Raw genomic sequence first — 23,642 nt, forward strand, 5'->3', positions numbered from 1 at the left:
TACTGCTGTAGTACTGTTCTTTTGGGCCTGGCACCGCAGGAACAAACGCGCTGCCGAGCGCAGGACACGCGAAAACCTGATGGACGAATGGCTCAGAAACAGAAACCGTTAACCTGTAGGTAATGGTCAAGATCCGAAAAGGATACGTGATGTCGCCGCAGGAACGTCTGCATTTTGAGCACATGGACGCATTGCCGCGCAAGGCATACGGCCAGGTTGAATCTAATGATAAGCCGCAGACCGTGTACCCGCCGCGCAGCTACGTTTTTATACACACCGAGATATGGAAGCACTGACGGAGGCTATTGATTATTGGAAATTGCGGTTGGTTGACCTGCTGACGACCGGCTCGCTGCAGTTTATCCCCAGTGAATTAGGACAGGCATTAGCTACCCCACAGCAGTAACAACCGCAAGGCGGTGGTCGTCGCCCTGCGCTGTTTATACAGCTCAATGGCGGAAAATCCCGGTGAGGCACCGCCTGACCTTACCAAAGCCTGGCTGGAGAAAAAGATAAGGCTGTCCGCCGACTGCCGCCGCAACCTCGTCAGGCGCATCTACCGGAAGAAACCGCTTTTTGCACTGGCGGAGATCAGGGCGCATTGTCTGGAGTATGCGGAATGCCAGTTAGACCTTGATCTTACCCGGAATTCAGTAAAGACCAAACGGAAAAATCTAAGCCTGTTACAGACCTGCGCCGTTGCCAGCTTCAAAAACCGGCTCATCTCCTGCCAAGGGTTGGACGAAAATGATGCAGCCTGTCACGAAGCCTGCAACCGCATCGTACGCTTGCAGGAAGCGCACCGACACCGTCTGCCGATTCCTTTGAGCGTGAAGCTGCAGGGCCGAACCTGTAATGTGCCGGTTCCTCTGGAAGACGCGGGAGGAAGTGGTCAGATCATTTGTTATTCTAGCGAATACGGAAGGGATGACTTATCACCGGCTGATGGAACGCCAGTAAGAAATTTGCAGCTGCCCATACAGCTATTGAACGGTTTGCAACCTGAAAAATACGACATTCAACAATAGAGGTATTTATTTTTATTGCCTTTGAAGGTGCACTGACAAGTACCTTGGATTAAAAACATAGAAAATTTATCTTTTAAAGACGATAATCAGCGGGTTCACAGGCTATACATGACCTAATAATAAGTCAGCAAAACTGCTCTCTTGCGCTCAGATGCGTAAGTATGTGCACTTTTATCATTCAGCTATAATTGTTACGTCCAATTTCCCGTTCACGATAGACTTATCTCTTTTTTAGTCGCCTCATATGAACACCTAAGGACTACATGTTCATTATTTTAAAAATTATGGACATGTTAATTATTTTGTTCAAATTCTATACGTAATTTCGCGTTATGTCCAATTACTAATTTAAAACTGGACACGCTATGCCGTACGATCGCAATCACCCGTTTAATGATCTGCCCTTGCTCCCCCCTGTGCAGGATGTGGAAGATATAGAAATCCTTAGAAAACTGGTTACGGCCTCACGCGCACTAGCCGGGGCTAACAGTAATGTGAAACGCCTGCCGAATCCTTACATGCTGATTAACACCGTCGCTTTGCAGGAGGCCAAGACATCGACGGCCATCGAAAATATTTTTACCACAGAAGACGACCTTTACAAGGCGGTATCGGATACCATCAAAGAAGACCAAGCCAATGCCGGAACAAAAGAAGTATTACGCTACCGGGAAGCTTTATGGACCGGCTTCAAGCAGATTGCCGGGCGGGGTCGCTTGGAACTGGATGCGGTAATTGCCATATTCCGGCAGATCAAGAACTCAACCGCAGGCATACGCGCCCCCCAATCCCTGACGACGATACGCCGGGGACAAAGTGAGTTTCGTTCAGGCGAAGTGATCTATACGCCGCCGCGGGGAGCAGGGCTACTTGAACGACTGGTGGAAAACATGCTCGACTACCTGAACAATGACGACAAGTATACGGCCGACCCGCTGATCAAAATGTGTGTTGCACATTACCAGTTCGAAGCAATACATCCATTCGCCGATGGCAATGGCCGGACAGGGCGAATCATCAACCTCCTGTATTTGGTGCAGAAAGGGTTGCTCGATCAGCCGGTACTTTATCTGTCGAAGTATATCATTGTCAATAAAGAGGATTATTATTATCATTTGGGTGCAGTCACCCAGCGTGGTTCATGGAAACCCTGGATCATGTATATGCTGGATGCCGTTGAAAAGACATCATCACTGACCAGTCAGCTGATCAGCAGCATACTTGAACAAATGGAAGCTACACTCGAACATGCCCGCACCAAAATAAAATGGTATAATAAAGAGGTTAATGAACTGCTGTTCAGCCAGCCCTACATCAAACCACGAATGGTTGGTAATCTGTTAAACATCAGCTCCCGTACCACCCTTGGAAAATACTTCAACGAAATGGTCGAGGCCGGTCTGTTGCATCCCGCAAAAGACGGCAAGGAAGTCTACTATATCAACAGCGATCTGATTGCGATACTACAGGGCTAACGATGCTTTTAATATCATTGAATCATGGTTAAAGTCACACTTTTTGCTTACAGTAATTCTCTGATTGATTTCCAAAGCTGGATGAATAAAAAAAACATGACACGGCTTTCTAAATTAGGTTAACAGAGGCATTACGCTTGAATAACCTCAACAGGTTGCAGGCATATGTTCATCTTCTTATTACATTTCCAGCCTAAGATTCAGATTCATGAGCAGTCATGAACTAAAAAAGCCGCTTATCGCGGCTTTACCAATAACCATAAAACGGTTTGAACTAATTTTTGATAGCTTTGAAGCCGGTACTAAACATATCTTCATCCTTTTCTGTACGGATGGCCATCGACAAATCATCTATACTTTCTTTGATAACGATACCAGGACCGCCATGCCCTGACTGGGTACGCGCGGCTACCGGTTTTTGGATACCGTTTATTTTGCCTTGAACACTTGCCTTTACATGTGAATATCCTATGGTATTAGGCTGTGATTTCAAACCTCTAAAAATAAGACGAATCCTGCCTTGTTCGTTCATAATCCAACGCTTCAGGTTTTGGCTTAAAAAACGGAGAACCGTCGCTGTTCCGTTCAAGATTGATTCGATTCCTGAGTAATTCGACGTACGAGTCCACCCCAATAATCCGCAAATATTCGCTTAAAACTTGACGATCGGCCCTAAGCATATTGTAATACAGGATGTATTAAAATCATTGATGAAGTATCAGTTGTAGTAATTCAAAATCAGACTTCAGTTTGTCGACATTTGTCCGGCAGACACCAAAACTTTAAGAACACTCCTCATCGATATTCGACAACAAGCAAATCACTGCAGCTTGTACTTCATCGATGATATCCCAATTCTTGGAAATGTAGGTATCCGTTACCGACCGGGTTTGATCTTTATGGTTCAGCGCTAGCGCAACATCGTCCTTGCTGAACCTGCAAATATTCCTCGCCCAATCTCCAAAGGCATGCCGGGCATCATAAAATTCTAAATCAGGGATACCCAATTTTTTACCAATCGCCCGCATGCCAATGCTTAACGCACGATCTAAAGAAACGTGAGATGCATAACGAACCTGAAGTTGACCGGCGTATTTGTTAAAATACGGGATAGCAGGTTCCGGAACATTAACGCTGATAAAGGCACGGTCACGCCTTCTCGATCTGGTCTTTGAGCGGTTATAATCGATCCTTTCATTCATTATACCAGGCGCTTGCAACTGATAAAGATCAACGGCATTCATACCGCAAAGATAGAAGCTAAGCAGAAACAGGTCGTGCGCCAGTTCCATACGGCTGTTCTCCGGACTGACGAATTCCTTTACAGCCCTGACTTGCAGGATCGTTAACTTAGGTTTCGTGTTTTCGGTTACATTGACCAGCTTATACTTCTTGAAAGGGTAATGCCTGATCACCGTGATATCCAAATCTTCGTCATTGTAATGATTTTTTACGGCGTTAAATAAAATTCTCAGGTCACGCATGTGATTGTGCAAGCCGTTGTCGCTCAAGCCTTGCACCGTACGTTGATAAGGCTTATTAAACTGATCGAGGCGGGTGATCTTCCTTGTCGAGCGAAGGTATTTCTCGTATTCAAACAACATTTTAGAGCGAATCTCGGTCACCGGTACAACCTCACTCTTGAAATAGTTAATCAAACTATTCACCACGGTGGTCATGTTCGCAGCGCTTGCATTTCTTTCTGCGCCCTTCAATTCTTCGATACGCATTTTGCCGAATTCGATAATATTGATTTCTTCGGCCGACAGATCTCTCTGTGAGAGCCTGCTTACTAATCGGCCGACATCAAACAGTTCGACTTTAGTGCCCAATGCACTGATCTTCGTGCGATATTCCCTGAGAACCGGGTGTAGCAAATCAAGCAGGAACTGATCCTTGATAGAAAAATCCTTGCGGAGCTGCTTTGCTGTCACAAAGTGCTCGGTTTTCAAATTAAGGCTTTTTCCTTTGTGAATGAATCTGATTTTGACGTTCCAGGTTCCGTCTTTTTTCCTCTCCGCTGGAATAATTACTTCTCTTACAGTAGCCATAGGTGCTTTCAAATTGTGGCCTCAAAAAATTCGCAAGTAATTCGTAAGTTTTTCTGGCCGATTCAACAATAAAACTTGTCCAATTGCTAATCACTCGATTGAGCATACTTAGAAGAGATGACGTAGAATTACGCCTTATTTCAACAAAAAAGGCCATTTTCGACTGAAAATGACCTTTTTGATGCTGTGGTATCAGCTGGAATCGAACCAGCGACACAAGGATTTTCAGTCCTTTGCTCTACCAACTGAGCTATGATACCATCCCATTGGGGACTGCAAATGTAGTGTGTTTTTTGAGTTCATAAAATTTTTTTTGAAAATAGTTGCCACAGCTGGGTAATGTGATTATGCTGAACCGCTTACTACCAGTGTCAGTCTTCGCTGTAACGGTCGTTACGCCAGGGATAGGCGGTGTTGGAGTAGCCGCGCTCTTCCCAGAAACCGGGCTTATCAGCGGTTAAAAATTCAATACGCTTAATCCACTTTGCCCCCTTTCAGGCATAAAGTTGCGGAGTAATCATCCGCACCGGGCCGCCATGTTCTATGGGCAGAGGTTGCCCTTCATAAGTATGTACTAACAAAACGTCCGGCTTCAGCGCTTCAGTAAGCGGTAGGTTGGTGGAGTAGGTATCATAACCATAGCAGATAAGGTGGGTGGCTTCTAGCAGGGGCTGCACCAGTGCCGCCAAATCCAGCAGGCTTACGCCTTTCCAGTGCATATTCAGTTTAGACCAGGTGGTTACATAGTGGAAATCAGAAGTATCTTTAGTTTGCGGCAGGGAAAGAAACTGCTTATAGGTAAGGCATAGTGGGTATTGTACCGCGCCGTCAATGGTGAGCCGCCAGCGGCCGGTAGAAATTTTGGGGTGATAGCCTAAATCCAGCACCGGCCATTTGGAAATTACCGTTTGCCCTGCCGGGATGCCCGGCATCCCATGCCGGTTAGGCTGGCCGTGCCCCTGCGGCGTATCATCCGCTACGGATGGCGTTTGCCGCATCTGCTCCTCAAACCGGGCCTTGAGCTTTAAACGGGCTTCAATAATGCGGTTTAACTTTTCCTGCTCTTCCATACGGTTGGTTATACTGCTGTTTTAAAATAATCAATTAGCTTTGAAATGGTTTAAAAGCGATAGTAATGACGGAAAAGGAAACCACAAAGCTAAGCAAATTCTTAAGCCTGGTGCTGCGCCACCAACCCGAAACCATCGGCCTGCAACTGGATGCCAACGGCTGGGCACCCGTTGACCGCCTGTTTGAGCAAATGATTGCACATGGGCACTCCATAACACCGGAGCAATTACAGCACGTAGTGGATACCAATAGTAAAAAGCGATTTGAGTTTAGTGAAGATGGCCTGCACATCCGGGCCAGCCAGGGGCATTCCGTTGAGGTAGATTTGGATTATCAGCCAACATTGCCTCCTGCAGTACTATATCACGGAACCGCAGTAGTTAATGTGGCCGCTATTCTGCAGCAAGGATTGGAAAAGCGCAGCCGCCATCATGTACATTTAAGTGCTGATAAAGCCACCGCCTTGCAGGTGGGCTGGCGGCATGGCAAGCCGCAGGTGCTGGTGGTTGATGCCGGCCGCATGCAGCAGGACGGTTATCAGTTTTACCTGTCGGCCAATGGCGTCTGGCTCACTGATGCTGTACCCGCTGCTTATATTATTGCTGAAGGTACAGCAGTAGCTGATTAGTTTATACAATGCGCTCCTGTTTGCCGGATACCAGACTGCGGTAAATGGCATCCACCACCTTCATGTCCTTCAGGCCTTCCTCGCCGGGCACACGTGTAGGCTTGCTGGTGAGTACACACCGGGCAAAATCATCCATTTGTGCGGCCTGCTGGTTAATTTGCGGAAAAGGCATAACGCCGTTTGGGGTTTTACCCTGAATGCCGCCATAGCCGTAAGCCGGTTCCAGTTCAAAACTGCCTTTTTCGGTCTTCGCCTTTAAATAACTCCAGTTGTTATTATAGCTCGATTTGCCCTGCGATTTAAAACCGCCCGGAAATTCCAGTTCCCAGTAAATGGTTTCGTCTACTTCTTTAAACAGGTCGGGTTTGGTTTTCTCCTGCCTCGCCATTACGGCAATGGGTTCCTGCCCTAAGGTGTAACGGGCGCCCTGTATGGCGTATATGCCCATATCCATCAGCGCACCGCCGCCCGATAACGCTTTTTTAAGCCGCCAGGCATTCGGGTTGCCGCCGTATACAAAGCCATTGGCATTTTCCAATTGTGTTACCTTGCCGAATACCTGCTTTTGCCCCAATCGCATTACTTCCATATTGTGTGGCTCAAAGTGCAGCCGGTAACCGATGGACAGCATACGGTTGGCTTTTTTGCAGGCGGCAATCATGTCTTCACAGTCACGGGCGTTCAGGGCCATTGGTTTTTCGCAAATCACATGCTTTCCGGCCTGCGCAGCCCTGATGGTGTATTCTTTATGTAGCGCTACTGGTAATACAATGTATATGATGTCTATATCCTTATTATCCACAATCTGGTCGAAGTTCTGGTAATTGTAAATGTTCTTTTGCGGTATATTGTACTGCTGCGCCCATTTGGTGGCTTTATCAGGGGTGCCGGTTACTATGCCTGCCAGGTAACAGTTGTTGGTTTGCTGTAACGCCGGGGCTAACTGCCCGTTGCTGTAGCCGCCCAAACCCACCAGGGCAATGCCCATTTTTTTATCAGGTGCCGGTGAGCAGGCGGCCAGTGCCGATAATGTTGGTGCCAAGGCCATTGCGCCGGCTCCTGCCAGCCCGTAATGCAAAAAATTACGCCGCGAAAACTTTGATGCTGATTTCATAAGCCGAAAGTGTTTAATCTTTATCCCCTTACCTGTAACAACTGTTGCATATTGCTATCTCAATGTAAACAGACCATGCAGTCCTATAATTCTCAAACAGCCAGTGCGTTATTCTGTTTGTGAAGTGCGGCCATAGCTGCTTTTATACTTAATTAATTACACCCGATTGTGGATACCATACTCAACATAACCAGCCTGAGCAAAACTTACCAGAGCGCCGGCAACACTTTAACTGTGCTGGAAGATATTAATTTTTCTATCACTGCGGGTTCTACCAACGCCATTGTAGGCCCTTCGGGGAGCGGAAAAACCACGCTGCTGGGCTTGTGCGCCGGGCTCGACCGTTCCAGCGCCGGCCGGGTAGAGCTGAACCAAATTAACCTGAGCGAACTGAACGAGGACAAGCGGGCGCAGGTGCGCAACCAGTATGTGGGTTTTATCTTTCAAAACTTTCAGTTACTGCCTACGCTTACCGCACTGGAGAATGTAATGGTACCGCTGGAGCTGCGCGGCGAACGCAATATCAAAAGCCGGGCACTGGATTTATTGGATAAAGTAGGGCTGGCCAGCCGGGGGCACCATTATCCTTCGCAGCTATCAGGCGGCGAGCAGCAGCGCGTATCACTGGCAAGGGCCTTTTCCAATCAGCCCAAAATACTGTTTGCCGATGAGCCTACCGGTAACCTGGATGCCGAAACCAGCGAAAAGGTGATCAAACTGCTGTTTGAGCTCAACCGCGATGCCGGTACCACGCTGGTGGTAGTTACGCATGATCTGGACCTGGCCTCCAAAACGCAGCGCATCCTGAAAATTAAAGGCGGTAAGCTAATTGCCGATGAACTTACCCAAGCTTAACCTGTGCCTGTAATGATGCAAAATCAAACTTCTTCACCGGGCCGCAGTTTAGGGTGGCTGTTTCAGATGGCCTGGCGCGACAGCCGCCGCAACCGCTCGCGCCTGCTGCTGTTTATCTCTTCTATTGTGTTTGGCATTGCGGCGCTGGTGGGTATTTATTCCTTCAGCTATAATCTGCAAAGGGATATTGATGAGCAGGCTGGGCAATTGATCGGGGCCGATTTAACCATCGCCGGTAATAAGCCTGCCAGCAAAACCATTGCACCCCTGCTGGATAGCTTAGGCGATGAACGCTCGCAGGAACGCAGCTTTGCCTCGATGATTTACTTCCCGAAAGGCGGCGGTACGCGGCTGGTGCAGATACGCGCATTAGAGGGTAACTTTCCTTATTATGGCAGTATCGAAACCACGCCGCAGCAGGCAGGCCGCAGTTTCAGGCAGGGTAAACATGCCCTGGTGGATAAAACGCTGATGCAGCAATTTAAAGTAAGAGTAAACGATTCGGTAAAGGTAGGAAAACTAACCTTTTTAATTGCCGGTACCCTGAACGAAGCGCCCGGCCAAACCGGCGTAGGGGCCAGCGTGGCGCCCATTGTGTATATCCCGTTGCAGTATCTCGAAAAGACCGGACTGGTGGATAAGGGCAGCCGAATTAACGTTAATTACTATTATAAACTCAGCTCAAAAACCAACGCCGACAAGCTGGCCGAATCTATTGATAGCCGGCTGGATAAGGAAGGGCTGCATTACGAAACCATTGCCACGCGCAAAGAAAATACCGGCCGCTCCTTTGGTGATCTGGCCCGGTTCCTGTCGCTAGTGGGTTTTATTGCCCTACTGCTGGGCTGCGTAGGCGTAGCCAGTGCCACCAATATTTACATCCGCGAAAAGATACCTTCCATTGCCATTATGCGCTGCCTGGGCGTAAAGGCCTGGGAAGCATTTTTGATTTTCCTGATACAGATTGTAGGCATCGGTTTGATAGGCTCCATCATCGGCGCGGCGCTGGGTACGCTGGTACAGCAACTGTTGCCAATGGTGCTGAAGGATTTTTTGCCCTTTACCATGTCGTCAGCTATTTCGTGGACGGCTTTTGGGCAGGGCATTGCGCTGGGCGTAATTATTTCGGTGCTGTTTGCTTTGCTGCCGTTGCTGTCTATCCGCAATATATCTCCGCTGAACACCCTGCGGGTTAGCGATGAGGCGGCCAATACCACCCGCGACCCGCTGCGCTGGCTGGTGTATGCGCTGATACTGGCCTTTATTGCTTCCTTTACTTATTTACAACTGAAAGACTGGGTAGCCAGTATTGCTTTTACCGTTGGAATTTTGGTGGCTTTCGGTATTTTAAGTTTGGTAGCCTGGCTGCTCATGCGGCTGGTAAAGCTGTTGGTTCGCAACTCCTGGAGTTACCTGGTGCGACAGGGCTTTGCCAATCTGTACCGGCCCAATAACCAGACCATCATCCTGATGGTATCCATTGGCCTGAGTACAGCGTTTATTTCTACGCTGATCTTCATTCAATCCATGCTGATACAGCAGGTTTCCTTATCGGCCAGCGGTAACCAGCCCAATATGATATTATTCGATATTCAGGCGGCACAAAAGAACGGCGTGGTAAAGCTAACTCAGCAGCAGCACCTGCCGGTAGTGCAGCAGGTGCCTATTGTAACCATACGATTAGAGGAGGTAAACGGCATTACGGCAGCCAAGCTGAAGAAAGATACATCACAGAACGGCTTGCGACGTGCGCTGGCCTACGAGTACCGGGTAACTTACCGCAACCAGTTGACTTCTACCGAAAAAATAAGCGCCGGTACCTGGACGGGTAAGGTAACTTCCACCGAAAACGTGCCGGTATCATTGGATGAGCGCATGGCCAGGCGCATTAACGCCAAAGTGGGCGATCATTTAACGTTTAATGTGCAGGGTACCCGCATTAAGGCTGTTGTGGGCAGTTTGCGTAAGGTAAACTGGAGTAAGATACAAACCAATTTTCAGGTGGTATTCCCGGTAGGGGTGCTGGAGGATGCACCGCAGTTTTATGTATTGCTTACCCATGTGCCTTCCACTGCGGTGTCGGCAAAGTTTCAGCAAACGGTAGTGCAGCAGTTCCCTAATGTATCGATTATTGATCTGGGCCTGGTGCTTACGGTGTTGGATGAACTGCTGGACAAGATTGGCTACATCATCCGTTTTATGAGCGGCTTTAGCATGATTACCGGTTTGGTGGTGCTCACCTCCTCAGTGCGCATCAGTAAGTACCAGCGTATGCGTGAGAGCGTGCTGCTGCGCACGCTGGGCGCCAGCCGCAGGCAGATATTTACCATTACCGCGTTGGAATACTTGTTTTTAGGTAGCCTTTCGGCGCTTACCGGCATCGTTATCGCCGTGGCAGGCAGTACGCTGCTGGCTAAATACAGCTTTGATATACCGTTTGCCCTTAACTATATGCCGGCGGTATGGCTGCTCATCGGAGTAGCGGCATTAACCATTATCATCGGTTTATTGAACAGCCGCGGTGCCCTGAACAAACCACCGCTGGAAATTTTACGTTCTACATAGTACACCTTTTATCATCCTGAGCAGCAGCGAAGACTCTGTACACGTGCTCTGCTACTTTACAGGTCCTCCGCTATTGCTCAGGATGACAACTATTAAGAAATGATTTATGCACAAATACTTATCTGCCCTTACTATAGCCCTGCTGTTAGCTGCCTGTAACAGCACCCCCCAAAATACTACCGCCGATACTACGCAAAGTGCCTCAGCCACACCTGCGTCAACCGACAGCTCCAAAATAGTATTGGTTTTTGGCGATAGTCTGACCGCCGGTTACGGGCTGGACGATCCCGACAACGAGGCTTACCCGGCGGTATTGCAGCAAAAAATTGATTCGGCCAAATTGCCGTATCACGTGGTGAATGCCGGGGTAAGCGGCGAAACCTCGGCAGGCGGTAAGGGACGCATCGACTGGGCATTAAAGCAGAAGGTAGATGTATTTGTGCTGGCTTTAGGTTCTAACGACGGGCTACGCGGCATACCCACCGCCGAAACTACCCGCAACCTGCAGGCTATTCTGGATAGGGTAAAGGCTAAATATCCCAATGCCAAACGTATGCTGTTGGGTATGCAGGTACCGCCCAGCATGGGTACGGCTTATACAGCCAGCTTTAAAGGTATATTTCCGCAACTGGCCGCCAAAAATCAACTGCCGCTGGTACCCTTCCTGCTGCAGGGGGTAGGCGGCGTGCCCAGGCTTAACCAGGCCGACGGCATTCACCCGACGGCTGAGGGAGCAAAGATATTGGCGGGTAATGTTTGGCCGGTGCTGCGCAAGGAATTGTAACAATTTTTAATAAATGCAGCCTGTTACTGATAATAAACTGTGCATATTCAGCCATTAAGCGCTCATAAACGGCTATAAACAGCAATTTTTAGCCTGCCCGACTATAGGTTATATACCGCAAAACGTCGGCAAGAGGTGTTCACGTTCACGGTGGTGTGAACACCTGTGAACACCCGTGAACGCTGACAGGTTGTTGTCAGTAAGTGCAGATTATAGGCATAAGGCTTCGAAGTCGCAAGCTTCGGAGAGCCTGAATGAAAAATATTCGGGCCTGATCAGGAACGCTCATTTTGCATATTATCATCAGCCTATTTTCTTAGATGCCGTGTGGCGCTTGCGCCTTTATGCTGATGTAAGCATTGCTGAATAGCCGGCAGTAATTCAGCTTGCAGCGCCCGGGCATGCAGGCTATGATCGTTGGGTACAGCCGAGGATATAACCGTACCGGCATTCCACCATTTGGCGTTTTTGTGAAGGGCGTAATAACGGGAGGTCCCTCTGGCGGCCGGCATCAGCATAATGCTCAAAACATCAGCAAAGGGCAGGGCTGTTGTTTTCCAGAAGCCAAAGGTAAGCTGGTACATTATGCGGTTATAGTTGTCAAAAACAATTTTGGTGCGTGCAAAGAGGCCAAAGAAAAGGATAGCCAGTAAAAAGATTGCAGCAACCGGCCATAGTATGCTAAGCGTTTGAAGCAGTGATATTTTCAATGCATTCGTAAAAAGCCATAGCCATATTGCAAAAACGACGCTAAAAAGGGTAAACACCATATAATAAGCACCATACGGTTGTATTACAATAGCTTCGGGGGTGATTGCCCACCGGGTTTGGATAAGTTTCTTCATGGGGCCAGCGCCTGATAGCCAGGTTGCAAGGCTAAACTAAGAAACGTGGTTGTTAGTTTTGCAGGCCGTTAATTGATGAAGCGTAAAACCATTCGCCTAACTTAGGCGGAGAGTTAACCCGTGGTCTGAAATTGATCCGGCCAGCATCTTACTGAATATAGATAGTGCTGTTAACGTAATATTATGCATCAAAACTGTAGTTGCAAACTACGCACATAGGGCTTCCCCTTCACTGGTCTAAGTTTAGCATAGCGTAACTTAGACCTATCATGCAAGCTTTCAGCTTGCGGGAATATTCAATATCTTTACTTTACTGAGCGCTATGTTAACCGGGCGGACAGGTAAGCTGAAAGCTTACTACATTTGGAGTCTAAGTTACGCTGCGCTAAACTTAGACCAGTACAGGGAGTACCTTTCAGGCTTAAAATTATTACTATTACGGAAATGAAAAAGCATACCCGATATTATCTTTTCAATGAGGCCTGTGCATCTGTCGAGACCGGACCCGAGTTTCCACAAATTCAAAGGTGGAAACCCGGCTATGATGAGACGAAAGCTGATTCATATGATGCTTATTATAAAGCTTCAAATAAGGGCGAACACTTTCCTGATTTTGAGCCAGACTTAAACACATTAATATTACATAGCCGTGCCAAATTTACTGATTTAATCAGCTCTGGATTTTCCATTGGCTATATCGTCAGCAAACAGATGAAAAATGTTTTTGAGGATTTCGTTTTCCCGCCCCATCGTTTTTATCCAGTAAAGATTTCTCATAAAAAAAAAGAACCTATAGAATATTTTCTGATTCATTTGCTATCTAAGCATTTTGAAGATTATCTAGATGACATCGATTATAGCAGGTCCTCATTTTATATTGCAGACATTGCACTGAAACCATTACAAACTATTGCATTAACTTCAAAAAATAATTATCTGTCTAAAGTTATAGAACTACAGCAGCGAGCGAAATCAGATGACATTTTTACTTCAATTCAAGCTTCAACAATTTATTTTACTTCAAACTTTGATAGTACCTTAGATTTTTTCAAAGCCCCTTTTGGAATTAATTATTTTATAAGTGAACGCCTTAAAGATGCCCTCTTTGAACATTGCCTTACTGGATTCGAAGTGCAGAGTACGGGTTCAATTCAATTCAATAACCTTGAGATGGGATAAACCTCTTGGTTATTGAATAAAGTGTATCTAATATATAATGTATTAATTGCTGGTATTTGAATCTTCTCACTTCACTGGTCTAAGTTTAGCATAGCGTAACTTAGACCTGTCATCGTGTAAGCTTTCAGCTTGCGGGAATATTCAATATCTTTACTTTACTGAGCGCTATGTTAACCGGGCGGATAGGTAAGCTGAAAGCTTACTACATTTGGGGTCTTAAGTTACGCTGCGCTAAACTTAGACCAGTACAGGGATTTTTTTTATGCCATAATCTTATCCCGGTGGTCTGCGATCACTGTATACAACATAAATAACCATGCTTCCTGCCTGTGGGCGGTGTTTTCACCATTGGTGTTCGGCAGATTTTTTCAAATTCAGATAACCGTCTCCACGTCATGCTGAACTTGTTTCAGTATCCCACCGGCAGAGTGAATAGTAAGGTAGCCACACGGCCAGCGCAATGGTATACTTGTCCTGAGGGATGCTGAAACAAGTTCAGCATGACCGCATTTTTTATCTCCCGAACACCTGTGGTGTTATCACCGCACCACTTTAATCATCACCCCGGAAAGCTCAACTTCCCTAGCAGCACCTGCGGTGCCCCACCAATTAGCAAAGGTTCACCCACCAGCGCCTCGTTACCTAAAACGGCAAATAGTATCGCCTCTTTGGCATCGGGGTTCAGGTTGATTTCATTGCTGCTGCCAATAGCTGCCTGCGGCAAATAAGCGGCTAACAACTGCTGTAAAAATTGGTTATGTGCGCCGCCGCCGCTAACTATCAGCTTGATATTTGTTGCAGCGATACAGGTTTGCACAAAATCAGCAACGGTACGGGCCGTAAAGGCAGTTAAGGTGCTGATAATGTTTAAAGGAGATATAGCTTCCGGAAGCTGCGCCATGGCTGCATCTAAATAACTTAAACTAAACAGTTCGGGCCCGGTAGTTTTGGGGGCAGCTTCGGTGAAGAAAGGATGCTGCAGCAGGGCGTTCAGTAAGGCAGTATTAATTTGCCCTGAAGCGGCCATCTGTCCGCCCTCATCATAAGGCCGGTTAAAGTAGCGTTGGCAGGCCGCGTCAATCAGGGTGTTGCCGGGGCCAATGTCGGTACAGATTATTTTGGTTGTATCGCCATCGGCAGGCAGATAGGTGAGGTTGGCTATGCCGCCCAGGTTGAGCAGGATGCGGTTTTCGCCGGGTTTGCTGCCTAAGATCACATCGCCATATAATGCCAGCGGTGCGCCTTCGCCCCCGGCGGCTATGTGTTTTTGCCTGAAATCGCTGATGGTAATAATGCCGGTTTGCACCGCAATGTGGTCGCCGTCGCCAATCTGCAAGGTAGCATTCGGGTAGGCTGTACGGCCATGCAGCCGTGTTGGGGCATGGTAGATGGTTTGACCGTGGCTGGCAATAAAATCAATATGTGCTGCATTAATGTTCCATTCCTTTAACGCATCAAGCACCATACCGGCATGCAGCCGGCCAATAGCTGCGTTTAACAGGCATACCTGCTCTAAATCGGCATAGCGGCTGGCAAATACTTCCTTTACCTGCGCCCTGAAATCATCCGTATAAGGCACGGTGATAAATTGCAGCAGTTCATATTGTGTTTGCAGGCCGTTACCCTTAAAATGGCATAGCGCGATATCCAGTCCGTCGAGTGAGGTGCCCGACATGAGGCCGATAGCTACCCGTTCCGGTTTTTGTGCGATGGTAAATAACTTTTGCAGGTTGGCATTGAGCGCAGGCATGGCTAAAGGTATAAAATTGAAAAGTAATTTGAATAAGCGCCTACTTTGTAAAAAATCGGGCTATATTTAAAAACCTGATTATAATCCCTTAACGTATGTCTGAACTTTTAGTGCAGCCCAGGCAAAGGCTGCTTTCGCTCGATGTATTCCGTGGCATTACCATGGCCGCCATGATACTGGTAAACAATCCCGGCGACTGGAAAAATATATATGAGCCGCTTGACCACGCCGAATGGCACGGCTGGACACCCACCGACCTGATATTCCCCTTCTTTTTATTCATGGTAGGCGTATCTATTGTGTTTGCCATGCAAAGCAAGAAGGCCGACCCGGCAAACCGAGGCAACCTGATCTGGAAGGCGTTCAAGCGGATGCTGATCCTGCTGTTCCTGAGTATGCTGGTACGGTTTATCTATCACCATGATTTGTCTACCATCCGCATTCCGGGCGTGCTGCAGCGCATTGCGGTGGTGTATTTCCTCTGCTCGGTACTGTATACGCTTACTTCTGACCGGGCGCGGTATTGGATTTTCGGATTGGTGTTGATAGGGTATTATTTGATCATGACACTGGTGCCGGTGCCCGGTTACGGCCCGGCCAACCTGGAACCTGCTACCAACTTAGGTGCCTGGTTAGACAGGCTGGTATTTACCACCAGCCACCTTTGGGACCAGTCAAAAACCTGGGACCCGGAAGGACTGCTAAGTACACTTCCTGCCATTGGTACCTGTTTGTTTGGCATCGCCGTAGGCACCTGGCTTAAACGTACCGACCGCGAGGCCAGCGTAAAGGTAAGCTGGATGCTCACCTACGGCGTATTCGCTGTAGTGCTGGCCCTTATCTGGAACTGGTTTTTCCCTATCAACAAAAAATTGTGGACCAGTTCTTTTGTGCTGCTTACCGGCGGCCTGGCTACCGTTGGCCTGGCTGTAGCTTACTGGCTTATTGATACGCATGGCCACCGCCGTTTTACCGGTTTTTTTGCCGTGTTCGGTACCAATGCCATTGTTGCCTACTTTTTAAGCGATTTACTGCCGGGGCTGATTAATATGATAAAGCTGCCCTTTAACGGTAGATCGGTAGGGGCAATGCGCTTTTTTAGCGAACATCTTTTCAACCCATATCTGTCACCCAAAACTGCTTCGCTGGCCGGCGCTATACTATTGGTGCTGATCATATGGCTGATTTTATTGCCGCTGTACCGCAGGAAGATTATGATTAAGATATAAACCCCTCCCAACCCTCCCCGAAGGGGAGGGCTAATATCAATTATGTGTTTTTCCTCCCTCGGGAGGGTAGGGAGGGGTATCTACGTGAGTTCATCATCAGGTATAAAAATAGTATAGCGTGTAAATCCCTCCCAACTCTCCCGAGGGAGGGACAATGTATAAGTGGTGAAGTAAAGAAGACTGTCTTTTAAAGCCCTCCCCCTCGGGGAGGGTTGGGAGGGGTCTCCGGGTGAAACGCTGAATAGGCTACACCGCCATCAGCACCCGGCTTGTGAACAATGATGCCGCTGCATAAGCGTTCGGGGTTAAACTCAAAAGCGATGCCCTTGGCTTTATCATCATAAACGGTAAGCCGGCGCGCACCTTTAGCAAAGGTACTGGCTTTCTTCAAGGTATACCGGGTGCTGATCTGCCTGTAGCTTACTCCCGTTTGTATGCCATCGGCGGTTTTAAAAAAGGGGGAGGTTACCAGAATTTGCTGCGCCCGGCTGGTGGTTTCATCAGGCTTACCCATATCGCGGCTGGCAAATACAGAGGTTTGATAGCCCCCGGCATCATGCCGGGCATACCAGGTGCACATACTTTTACCCATGGCTGCATCGCCGGCATCTGGCTTGCCCAAACGCTCAAATACTGCTTTCATGTCTTCGCCAATATAAGTTTCGCCAATCGCCTTACCCGGAATAATCAGTTGATTGGCAGTAACGCTTACCAAATCTTTTTTCGCCATAGGGTTTGCCTTTGCGGAAGGCAAACGGGCAGGCTTGGCAGTGGTGCTGCCCTGTGCTGCAACGTTTTTATTTTGTGCAGGTTTTGAAGTGCAGGAAGCCCCTGATACAGCAATAATGAACAGGCTGAACCAACCCTTTAGGTACTTTAAATGCATAAATTATTTCGTGCTCTTTTTGGTAGAATCAGGCGATACTTCGCGCAGGCGCTGTTCCTGGGCAGGGTCGGTATAATTTTTTAATTTGCTGCTGGCTGAGGTATCGGTAGCAGGAGTAACGGCGGTGTCTGTTTTATTGGCTCCGTTTTTAGAGGCTTGGTTACAGGCCATAAGGGTAACTGAAAGTAGTGCAATTGTTGCCAGCTTTTTCATAAGGGGTGGTGATTTATAAGCAAAGGGATAACATCTTCGCCGCTAATTAGTTTATGTAAACAGGATATGAATAAAGGGCAGCGCATCATCAGCGAATGGTTTAAGCAGAAAAAGTGGAAGCAGTTTCCGTTTCAAAAAGAAATGGAGGAGGCTTACCTGTCGGGCCATTCCGGTTTGCTGAATGCACCTACCGGCAGCGGCAAAACCTTTGCCTTGTTTATGCCTTTTTTGGTGGGCTATATTAACCAGTACCCCGATACCTACCAAACCCGAAAGAATAATGGCCTGCTAATGCTGTGGATTACGCCGCTGCGGGCGCTTACTAATGATATCCGCAAGGCGATGCAGCAGGTGTGCGATGAACTGGGCCTGCCCTGGCGGGTAGGCACCCGCACCGGAGATACCTCGGCCGCCGAAAAGGCCGCCCTCAAAAAAAAGCTGCCCGAAGTATTGCTCACCACACCCGAAAGCCTGCACCTGATGCTGGCGCAAAAGGATTACCCCAAAATTTTCAAAAGCCTTGAAGTGGTGGTGATCGACGAGTGGCATGAGCTGCTGGGCACCAAGCGCGGGGTACAGGTGGAGCTGGGGTTGAGCAGGTTAAGACACCTCTCCCCGGCCCTCTCCGAAGGAGAGGGAGGTAAAATGGAAGATGCAGAACAGGATAATAATTCATTTCCTCGCTTTCATACCACTGATGCGTTGACATGGCAAACGTCGATTGAGCATGCAAAGGAGATGCGGCATCAGCCTACCGAGGCAGAACATTTATTGTGGCAGCATCTGCGGGCAAAAAGAACAGGGTTTAAATTCAGAAGGCAGCATCCGGTATTTAATTATATACCAGACTTTATGTGTCTGGAAAAAAAATTAATAATTGAGGTAGATGGGGGCTATCACAACGATCCTGAACAGCAGTTGTTAGATAAAGAACGTACTGATTACTTAAAGCAAAACGGTTATCAGGTACTGCGTTTTACCAATAATGAAGTACTTAGTGATGCCAATAAAGTTATAACTCAAATCATCAATCATCTTAACCAGCAGGACAATACCTTCCTCCCCTTCGGGGAGGGCCGGGGTGGGGTGCGCATTTGGGGTATCAGCGCGACTATTGGCAACTTAGAACAAGGTGCCGAGGTGCTGTTGGGTAACAGCTTCCCGAAAGAGCGTACCCGGCTGATAAAGGCGCAGATTGAAAAAAAGCTGGATATTCAATCCGTGATTCCGCAGGATGTGGAAAATTACTCCTGGACGGGCCATATTGGTTTGCGCCTGTTGCCCGAGGTGATGGAGATTGTAGCGGCCAGTAAAACCACCCTCATTTTTACCAACACCCGTGCCCAGGCCGAAATATGGTACCATGCCATACTGGATAATTATCCCGACTATGCCGGCATCATGGCCATGCACCACGGCTCGCTGGATAACGACCTGCGCAACTGGGTGGAGATGGCCCTGCACAACGAAATGCTGAAACTGGTGGTATGTACCTCCAGTCTGGATTTAGGGGTCGATTTCAGGCCGGTGGATACCGTTATTCAGGTGGGCAGCCCCAAAGGGGTAGCCCGGTTTATGCAGCGGGCGGGCCGTAGCGGGCACCACCCCGGCGCTACGTCCAAAGCGTATTTTATTCCTACGCACTCGTTAGAGCTTTTAGAAGGTGCAGCCCTTAAAGAAGCCATTACTACCGGCCACATGGAAAGCCGCGACCCCGTACTGCTGGCGATAGATGTACTGATTCAATACATGGTAACTTTAGCGGTATCAGACGGCTTTCGGGCCAATGAACTGTTCAAAGAGCTGAAAAGCACGTATGCCTTTGCCGATCTGCGCGAGGAGGAGTTTGGCGAACTGCTGGATTTTATTACCACCGGCGGCCAAACGCTGTCGCAATACGATGAGTTTTTAAAGGTAGAGATAGAAGATGGCCTGTATAAGGTAAATAGTCGCCGGGTAGCCATGCGGCACCGCATGAGCATTGGTACCATTACCAGTTCGTTAAGCGTGCGGGTAAAGCTGCTGCACGGCGGCAGTTTGGGCACCATTGAGGAAGGCTTTGTATCGCGCCTGAAACCCGGCGATAAATTCTGGTTTGCCGGCCGCAGCCTGGAGTTTGTGCAGGTAAAAGAGATGACGGCCTTCGTGAAAAAATCAAACGCCACTAAAGGATTAATCCCCAGCTGGGCGGGCGGGCGGATGCCGCTGTCGTCGCAATTGTCGGAAGTATTCAGGCAAAAGCTGGACGAGGTAGCACATGGGCAGGAGCGGGATGCGGAGGTAATTGCCTTAAAGCCATTGTTCAGGTTGCAGCAGGCCTTATCACATCTGCCCAAAAAGAACGAGTTTTTAATTGAAGCCTTTGAAAGCCGCGACGGGCACCACCTGCTGTTTTACCCTTTCGAGGGGCGGCTGGTGCATGAGGGCATGGCTTCGCTGATTGCCTATCGCATTGCCAAAATCAAACCCGCCACCTTCAGCATCGCCATGAATGATTATGGCTTTGAACTGCTAACCGATGATGAGGTTGCCATAGAACAGGCGCTGGAAACGGATGATCTGTTCACCATTCATAACCTGATGGATGATATTCAGCATAGCTTAAATGCAAATGAAATGGCCCGCCGCCGTTTCCGGGATATTGCCAATATTGGCGGACTGGTGTTTAACGGCTACCCGGGCCAGCCCATTAAAAACCGGCATTTGCAGGCCTCCACTTCCCTGCTGTTTGATGTATTCAGCGAGTATGAACCTAATAACCTGCTGGTAAGGCAGGCCTATAATGAGGCGATGGCTTACCAGTTAGAGGAGTTCAGGTTGCGTGCCGCACTACAGCGCATCAGCACCCAAAGCGTCATCCTGAAAAAGATTGCCCGGCCTACCCCCTTTGCCTTCCCCATTATGGTAGACCGCCTGCGCGAGAACCTCACCACCGAAAGCCTCGATGACCGCGTGGCTCGTATGGCCCGCCAGTACGATACCTTTGACGATGCCCCGGAGGAAAAGCCGGAGGTGGCAAAGAAGAAAGGTTATAAGCGCAGGGTAGGCAAGTAGCAATTTATTTAACGAAATTTGCCCTAATCATTCTGGCAAATGCAGCGTACTCACCAGAGTCAAGAGCAGCTTCATCTAAATATCTTTTTGCTTTATCATTAGAATTGTAAAATTGCGCCAAAGCAACTAACCTTTTGATCGTAATATTTCTGTCTTTGACTAAAGATAATTTGTTTAAGCCATATAGTTTTTCAGAAACTTCACCCCGAACATTTTTGGGTTTAACTATTGCTACGTCTGTCTCTGTATCAAACTCAAAATTAAAATAGTCATTAGGATTTTCAGTGCATGGATTAATTAAAGGCCCTCCTTCGTTATTTAATGGCCAAGCATCTCCTTTCTGACCAGCGCCATTACACTTTTTACAAGAAAGTAACAAATTATCCCAATTTATTGCTTCTTCCGGGAATAATGATTTTGGTTTAAAATGCTCAATGTCCCCATAATCAACATTTTCAATATAAGATTCGCAGAAAGCACATTTACCATAAAACATTGCAATTAATGTACTTTTAATCTTCTTGTTTTGATATTTTTTAATTGCCTCTTCACGGTCTTTTTTGTTCGTAGCATTCTTTATTGCTGTTAGCCAAGCAGCTTCCTTTTTAATTAGAATATTCGGCTTAGGTAGTCGATTAATTTTTATCATCCACTTAGCTGTTCATCTAAGAACTCCTGTATTTTGTAATCTAATGAATTTTCATTGGGCAGCTCTGCGAAGGCTTCTTTCACAAAAGGAATTGTAGTTTGCAGTTCGTTTTCCTCATCATTATTCAGGTGCTTCTTCTTTTTTAGCGTGTAATAGGTATCAATTTTCTCTTGTGTTTCAGGAGAAAATGTTGACACTAATCCAAAGGCTTCGCTTTGTAATATTTTGTCAACGTTCCAAGCATGAATGTTATTAATCCTGTCAATCTTAACAGTATTGTTTTCTCTGTGGAACCTATAGGTTACAGCGTCTTCACCTGCTCCGGCTGTTATAAGTGGACTATGTGTAGCCATTATAAATTGAATGTTGGGAAATGTTTTGCGAAGCAAAGTTGCTATTGAACGCTGCCAAGTTGGATGTAAGTGTATATCTAACTCATCAATTAGTACGGTTCCTTCTTCAAAGAGCGGGTTGGTGCTTTCTGGAAAAGCTTCAATCAGTCTCCATATCAAATCTCCTGCAAGGGCCAAAATACTTCTAAAGCCATCAGACAATGCTATTGTCGAAACTTTAGAGCCTTGTACCTCAAACCAAATTCTACCATCCCCATCAATAGAATCAAATTTATTTCCTTCAGGTAATAAACTGTTTATCGCCTTAATGCCCCAAGCCTTTTGCTTTTGAGCCAATAAATCATTTTGTGATTTTGAAATTCTGTAGTCTAAATATACCATCCACGTTTCGAATGCTTCTAACGCTTGATCTTCTCTAAATTGAGTGAAAAAATTGGTGTATCTTAACGGGGTTTGCAAAGAGGGTACTAAGATTCTATTTTCCCGTGTTAATCTCCTAAAAGCTCCATAGCCTGCACCAAACCATCCTTTGCCTTTGGGTAAAAGCGCATTTTCACGTAGCCAAGGTAAGATTCTGTTATTAGTATCCTCGGCTATAACCGGCTCGGTAAATACCTTGTTATTTATTGTGAGTTTTTGATTTCCGGTTACATAAAATGTATAACTGAATTGTTTACGCTCTTTTTTTTCACCGTATGTTGACGGGTCATGGTCATTCTTATGAATTTTAACAGAAATTTTTCCTGGAATTACCTCATTTTTTAACCAGCCTTCAGGTCGGGTTAACAATTGTTTTGCTCCTTCAGGACCGGATAACAATAAAGACAATGCTTGTAAGATAGTGCTTTTTCCTGTTCCGTTTTCTCCTAAAAATGTTATCCACGGATATTTGGCCTTTGATGAACCCAAACGGATTGATTGCTTCTCAAAGCATTTTATATTTTCAAGAGTGATTTCTTCTACCCACATTATAATATGTAATGATTACATGAAAGTGTATTACTATGATAAAGTAATTATAAAAACTAATATATATCGATTAAATGTAATTGTGTTATTATATGTGAATATAGTTAAATATTTACAAACCCCTGTAAAAAGTAAAGCCTCCTGATGGGCAGGAGGCCTTTACTAACCAATTATAAACCTAAATTATGAGAAGAGCTGTTGGGGAAGGATTCGAACCTCCACAGAGTAGTTAGTCCCTTTCAGGATTTCCTATTGTTCTCCGCCACCGGGACAAGGAGGTGTGTCTGCCAAAAATTTCACCACCCAACATTGTTTTTTCTTAAGGAACGAAGCAACTTATTTGCTGTTGCTTGATACAAATGTAATAGGCTTATCGATTTCTTGCAAATATTTCAACAAAATATTTTTATTTTTAATCGATTTTTAATTAAACTTGTGCTAATCTAAATAAATCAAAATTTATGCCTCACAAAAAAGCCCATAATTTAGAAATTGATAATCTGGATATTCAGATTTTATCGATCCTGATGAAAAACGCCACTACGCCGTATACCGAGATTGCAAAAGATCTGATTGTTTCGGGCGGCACCATACACGTGCGGATGAAAAAGCTGGAGGAGATGGGTATTATTAAAGGTGCCAGTTTAGAGGTAGATGCCCAAAAGCTGGGATTTGATATTACCGCTTTCCTGGGAATCTACCTCGAAAAAGGCTCGCAGTATAATGATGCCGTAGCTGCCTTAAAGGAGGTTAAGGAAATAACGGAATTATATTATACCACCGGAAGCTGGAGCATTTTTGCCAAAATTGTATGCCATGATACCAGCCACCTGCGCGAAGTGTTAAACGAGCGCATCCAAAGCGTACCCGGCATACAACGTACCGAAACATTTATTTCATTGGAAGAAAGTATTAAACGCCAGATTACATTATCGGAATAAAAC

The 23,642-nt window shown here is 46.8% G+C and carries 22 protein-coding genes and 2 tRNA genes; 12 read left to right on the forward strand and 12 right to left on the reverse strand.

Annotation, left to right across the window (positions count from 1 at the left end):
• The first annotated feature begins 122 nt into the window (after positions 1-122).
• The 4 genes from ACY652_RS09050 (at position 123) to ACY652_RS09065 (ending at position 2,503) form a co-directional block, all read left to right on the forward strand.
• A complete protein-coding gene (locus tag ACY652_RS09050; RefSeq protein WP_462268053.1) occupies positions 123-296 on the forward strand; it encodes a hypothetical protein in 174 nt (57 codons plus the stop codon).
• On the forward strand, positions 284-406 hold the full coding sequence (locus tag ACY652_RS09055; RefSeq protein ID WP_462268055.1) for a hypothetical protein: 123 nt from the start codon (positions 284-286) through the stop codon (positions 404-406). Before ACY652_RS09050 ends, ACY652_RS09055 begins: the two co-directional genes overlap by 13 nt.
• A gap of 46 nt (positions 407-452) precedes the next feature.
• On the forward strand, positions 453-1,028 hold the full coding sequence (locus ACY652_RS09060) for a hypothetical protein (RefSeq protein WP_462268057.1): 576 nt from the start codon (positions 453-455) through the stop codon (positions 1,026-1,028).
• 365 nt (positions 1,029-1,393) lie between these two features.
• Positions 1,394-2,503 (forward strand): Fic family protein, encoded by a 1,110-nt coding sequence (locus ACY652_RS09065; RefSeq protein ID WP_462268059.1) that lies wholly within the window; start codon positions 1,394-1,396, stop codon positions 2,501-2,503.
• A gap of 274 nt (positions 2,504-2,777) precedes the next feature.
• Here ACY652_RS09065 and ACY652_RS09070 read toward each other — a convergent pair whose 3' ends face one another.
• The 4 genes from ACY652_RS09070 to ACY652_RS09085 all read right to left on the reverse strand — a co-directional run bounded on the left by ACY652_RS09070 (position 2,778) and on the right by ACY652_RS09085 (position 5,624).
• The gene (locus ACY652_RS09070; RefSeq protein ID WP_462268061.1) at positions 2,778-3,035 is read right to left on the reverse strand and encodes a hypothetical protein; all 258 of its coding nucleotides are present in this window, start codon (positions 3,033-3,035) and stop codon (positions 2,778-2,780) included.
• Positions 3,036-3,285: 250 nt separating this feature from the next.
• On the reverse strand, positions 3,286-4,554 hold the full coding sequence (locus ACY652_RS09075; protein WP_462268063.1) for a site-specific integrase: 1,269 nt from the start codon (positions 4,552-4,554) through the stop codon (positions 3,286-3,288).
• A 187-nt stretch (positions 4,555-4,741) separates the two neighbouring features.
• Positions 4,742-4,814, reverse strand: a tRNA-Phe gene (locus ACY652_RS09080).
• Between the two features lie 234 nt (positions 4,815-5,048).
• The gene (locus ACY652_RS09085; protein ID WP_462268065.1) at positions 5,049-5,624 is read right to left on the reverse strand and encodes a molybdopterin-dependent oxidoreductase; all 576 of its coding nucleotides are present in this window, start codon (positions 5,622-5,624) and stop codon (positions 5,049-5,051) included.
• 65 nt (positions 5,625-5,689) lie between these two features.
• On the opposite strand from ACY652_RS09085, the gene ACY652_RS09090 reads away from it, so the two are divergent.
• Positions 5,690-6,253: an RNA 2'-phosphotransferase gene (locus tag ACY652_RS09090; protein WP_462268067.1), complete on the forward strand. Its 564-nt coding sequence runs from the start codon at positions 5,690-5,692 to the stop codon at positions 6,251-6,253.
• Between the two features lies 1 nt (position 6,254).
• Here the strand turns inward: ACY652_RS09090 and ACY652_RS09095 are convergent, their stop codons facing one another.
• A complete protein-coding gene (locus tag ACY652_RS09095) occupies positions 6,255-7,367 on the reverse strand; it encodes a Gfo/Idh/MocA family protein (RefSeq protein WP_462268069.1) in 1,113 nt (370 codons plus the stop codon).
• A gap of 168 nt (positions 7,368-7,535) precedes the next feature.
• Here ACY652_RS09095 and ACY652_RS09100 point away from each other — a divergent pair, with 168 nt between their 5' ends.
• The 3 genes from ACY652_RS09100 to ACY652_RS09110 all read left to right on the forward strand — a co-directional run bounded on the left by ACY652_RS09100 (position 7,536) and on the right by ACY652_RS09110 (position 11,571).
• The gene (locus tag ACY652_RS09100; protein WP_462268071.1) at positions 7,536-8,222 is read left to right on the forward strand and encodes an ABC transporter ATP-binding protein; all 687 of its coding nucleotides are present in this window, start codon (positions 7,536-7,538) and stop codon (positions 8,220-8,222) included.
• A gap of 12 nt (positions 8,223-8,234) precedes the next feature.
• Positions 8,235-10,787, forward strand: coding sequence for an ABC transporter permease (locus tag ACY652_RS09105; RefSeq protein ID WP_462268073.1), 2,553 nt, complete (start codon positions 8,235-8,237; stop codon positions 10,785-10,787).
• 106 nt (positions 10,788-10,893) lie between these two features.
• Positions 10,894-11,571 carry an arylesterase gene (locus ACY652_RS09110; RefSeq protein WP_462268075.1) on the forward strand — a complete coding sequence of 226 codons (678 nt, stop codon included), beginning with the start codon at positions 10,894-10,896 and terminating at the stop codon, positions 11,569-11,571.
• 308 nt (positions 11,572-11,879) lie between these two features.
• Here ACY652_RS09110 and ACY652_RS09115 read toward each other — a convergent pair whose 3' ends face one another.
• On the reverse strand, positions 11,880-12,416 hold the full coding sequence (locus ACY652_RS09115) for a hypothetical protein (RefSeq protein WP_462268077.1): 537 nt from the start codon (positions 12,414-12,416) through the stop codon (positions 11,880-11,882).
• Between the two features lie 444 nt (positions 12,417-12,860).
• Between ACY652_RS09115 and ACY652_RS09120 the strand changes: the two genes are divergently transcribed.
• Positions 12,861-13,595 carry a hypothetical protein gene (locus ACY652_RS09120; protein ID WP_462268079.1) on the forward strand — a complete coding sequence of 245 codons (735 nt, stop codon included), beginning with the start codon at positions 12,861-12,863 and terminating at the stop codon, positions 13,593-13,595.
• Positions 13,596-14,154: 559 nt separating this feature from the next.
• Here ACY652_RS09120 and ACY652_RS09125 read toward each other — a convergent pair.
• Entirely contained in the window at positions 14,155-15,345 is a 1,191-nt protein-coding gene (locus ACY652_RS09125; protein ID WP_462268081.1) for an anhydro-N-acetylmuramic acid kinase, read from the reverse strand.
• Between the two features lie 95 nt (positions 15,346-15,440).
• Between ACY652_RS09125 and ACY652_RS09130 the strand changes: the two genes are divergently transcribed.
• A complete protein-coding gene (locus ACY652_RS09130) occupies positions 15,441-16,574 on the forward strand; it encodes an acyltransferase family protein (RefSeq protein WP_462268083.1) in 1,134 nt (377 codons plus the stop codon).
• A gap of 187 nt (positions 16,575-16,761) precedes the next feature.
• On the opposite strand, the gene ACY652_RS09135 is transcribed toward ACY652_RS09130, so the two are convergent.
• Together ACY652_RS09135 and ACY652_RS09140 are read right to left on the reverse strand one after the other, a co-directional pair.
• Complete coding sequence (locus tag ACY652_RS09135) at positions 16,762-17,460, reverse strand: hypothetical protein (RefSeq protein ID WP_462268085.1); 699 nt, start codon at positions 17,458-17,460, stop codon at positions 16,762-16,764.
• Positions 17,461-17,463: 3 nt separating this feature from the next.
• A complete protein-coding gene (locus tag ACY652_RS09140) occupies positions 17,464-17,673 on the reverse strand; it encodes a hypothetical protein (RefSeq protein WP_462268087.1) in 210 nt (69 codons plus the stop codon).
• Between the two features lie 66 nt (positions 17,674-17,739).
• Here ACY652_RS09140 and ACY652_RS09145 point away from each other — a divergent pair, with 66 nt between their 5' ends.
• Positions 17,740-20,727 (forward strand): ligase-associated DNA damage response DEXH box helicase, encoded by a 2,988-nt coding sequence (locus ACY652_RS09145; RefSeq protein ID WP_462268089.1) that lies wholly within the window; start codon positions 17,740-17,742, stop codon positions 20,725-20,727.
• A gap of 4 nt (positions 20,728-20,731) precedes the next feature.
• On the opposite strand, the gene ACY652_RS09150 is transcribed toward ACY652_RS09145, so the two are convergent.
• The 3 genes from ACY652_RS09150 to ACY652_RS09160 form a co-directional block, all read right to left on the reverse strand.
• Complete coding sequence (locus ACY652_RS09150; RefSeq protein ID WP_462268091.1) at positions 20,732-21,376, reverse strand: HNH endonuclease family protein; 645 nt, start codon at positions 21,374-21,376, stop codon at positions 20,732-20,734.
• Positions 21,373-22,698 carry an AAA family ATPase gene (locus tag ACY652_RS09155; protein WP_462268093.1) on the reverse strand — a complete coding sequence of 442 codons (1,326 nt, stop codon included), beginning with the start codon at positions 22,696-22,698 and terminating at the stop codon, positions 21,373-21,375. The genes ACY652_RS09150 and ACY652_RS09155 overlap by 4 nt, the downstream gene beginning before the upstream one ends.
• Positions 22,699-22,893: 195 nt before the next feature.
• Positions 22,894-23,007: transfer RNA gene (locus tag ACY652_RS09160), tRNA-Asp, on the reverse strand.
• A gap of 152 nt (positions 23,008-23,159) precedes the next feature.
• On the opposite strand from ACY652_RS09160, the gene ACY652_RS09165 reads away from it, so the two are divergent.
• Positions 23,160-23,639, forward strand: coding sequence for an Lrp/AsnC ligand binding domain-containing protein (locus tag ACY652_RS09165; protein ID WP_462268095.1), 480 nt, complete (start codon positions 23,160-23,162; stop codon positions 23,637-23,639).
• The last annotated feature ends 3 nt before the right edge of the window (positions 23,640-23,642 follow it).

It is taken from the genome of Mucilaginibacter sp. (assembly GCF_965200995.1).
GTDB lineage: Bacteria > Bacteroidota > Bacteroidia > Sphingobacteriales > Sphingobacteriaceae > Mucilaginibacter.

Bases quoted from the DNA above. Each gene is read 5' to 3' on its own strand.
- ACY652_RS09050 (WP_462268053.1), top strand. From the start codon at position 123: ATGGTCAAGATCCGAAAAGGATACGTGATGTCGCCGCAGGAACGTCTG.
- ACY652_RS09055 (WP_462268055.1), top strand. From the start codon at position 284: ATGGAAGCACTGACGGAGGCTATTGATTATTGGAAATTGCGGTTGGTT.
- ACY652_RS09060 (WP_462268057.1), top strand. From the start codon at position 453: ATGGCGGAAAATCCCGGTGAGGCACCGCCTGACCTTACCAAAGCCTGG.
- ACY652_RS09065 (WP_462268059.1), top strand. From the start codon at position 1,394: ATGCCGTACGATCGCAATCACCCGTTTAATGATCTGCCCTTGCTCCCC.
- ACY652_RS09070 (WP_462268061.1), bottom strand. From the start codon at position 3,035: ATGAACGAACAAGGCAGGATTCGTCTTATTTTTAGAGGTTTGAAATCA.
- ACY652_RS09075 (WP_462268063.1), bottom strand. From the start codon at position 4,554: ATGGCTACTGTAAGAGAAGTAATTATTCCAGCGGAGAGGAAAAAAGAC.
- ACY652_RS09085 (WP_462268065.1), bottom strand. From the start codon at position 5,624: ATGGAAGAGCAGGAAAAGTTAAACCGCATTATTGAAGCCCGTTTAAAG.
- ACY652_RS09090 (WP_462268067.1), top strand. From the start codon at position 5,690: ATGACGGAAAAGGAAACCACAAAGCTAAGCAAATTCTTAAGCCTGGTG.
- ACY652_RS09095 (WP_462268069.1), bottom strand. From the start codon at position 7,367: ATGAAATCAGCATCAAAGTTTTCGCGGCGTAATTTTTTGCATTACGGG.
- ACY652_RS09105 (WP_462268073.1), top strand. From the start codon at position 8,235: ATGATGCAAAATCAAACTTCTTCACCGGGCCGCAGTTTAGGGTGGCTG.
- ACY652_RS09110 (WP_462268075.1), top strand. From the start codon at position 10,894: ATGCACAAATACTTATCTGCCCTTACTATAGCCCTGCTGTTAGCTGCC.
- ACY652_RS09115 (WP_462268077.1), bottom strand. From the start codon at position 12,416: ATGAAGAAACTTATCCAAACCCGGTGGGCAATCACCCCCGAAGCTATT.
- ACY652_RS09120 (WP_462268079.1), top strand. From the start codon at position 12,861: ATGAAAAAGCATACCCGATATTATCTTTTCAATGAGGCCTGTGCATCT.
- ACY652_RS09125 (WP_462268081.1), bottom strand. From the start codon at position 15,345: ATGCCTGCGCTCAATGCCAACCTGCAAAAGTTATTTACCATCGCACAA.
- ACY652_RS09130 (WP_462268083.1), top strand. From the start codon at position 15,441: ATGTCTGAACTTTTAGTGCAGCCCAGGCAAAGGCTGCTTTCGCTCGAT.
- ACY652_RS09135 (WP_462268085.1), bottom strand. From the start codon at position 17,460: ATGCATTTAAAGTACCTAAAGGGTTGGTTCAGCCTGTTCATTATTGCT.
- ACY652_RS09140 (WP_462268087.1), bottom strand. From the start codon at position 17,673: ATGAAAAAGCTGGCAACAATTGCACTACTTTCAGTTACCCTTATGGCC.
- ACY652_RS09145 (WP_462268089.1), top strand. From the start codon at position 17,740: ATGAATAAAGGGCAGCGCATCATCAGCGAATGGTTTAAGCAGAAAAAG.
- ACY652_RS09150 (WP_462268091.1), bottom strand. From the start codon at position 21,376: ATGATAAAAATTAATCGACTACCTAAGCCGAATATTCTAATTAAAAAG.
- ACY652_RS09155 (WP_462268093.1), bottom strand. From the start codon at position 22,698: ATGTGGGTAGAAGAAATCACTCTTGAAAATATAAAATGCTTTGAGAAG.
- ACY652_RS09165 (WP_462268095.1), top strand. From the start codon at position 23,160: ATGCCTCACAAAAAAGCCCATAATTTAGAAATTGATAATCTGGATATT.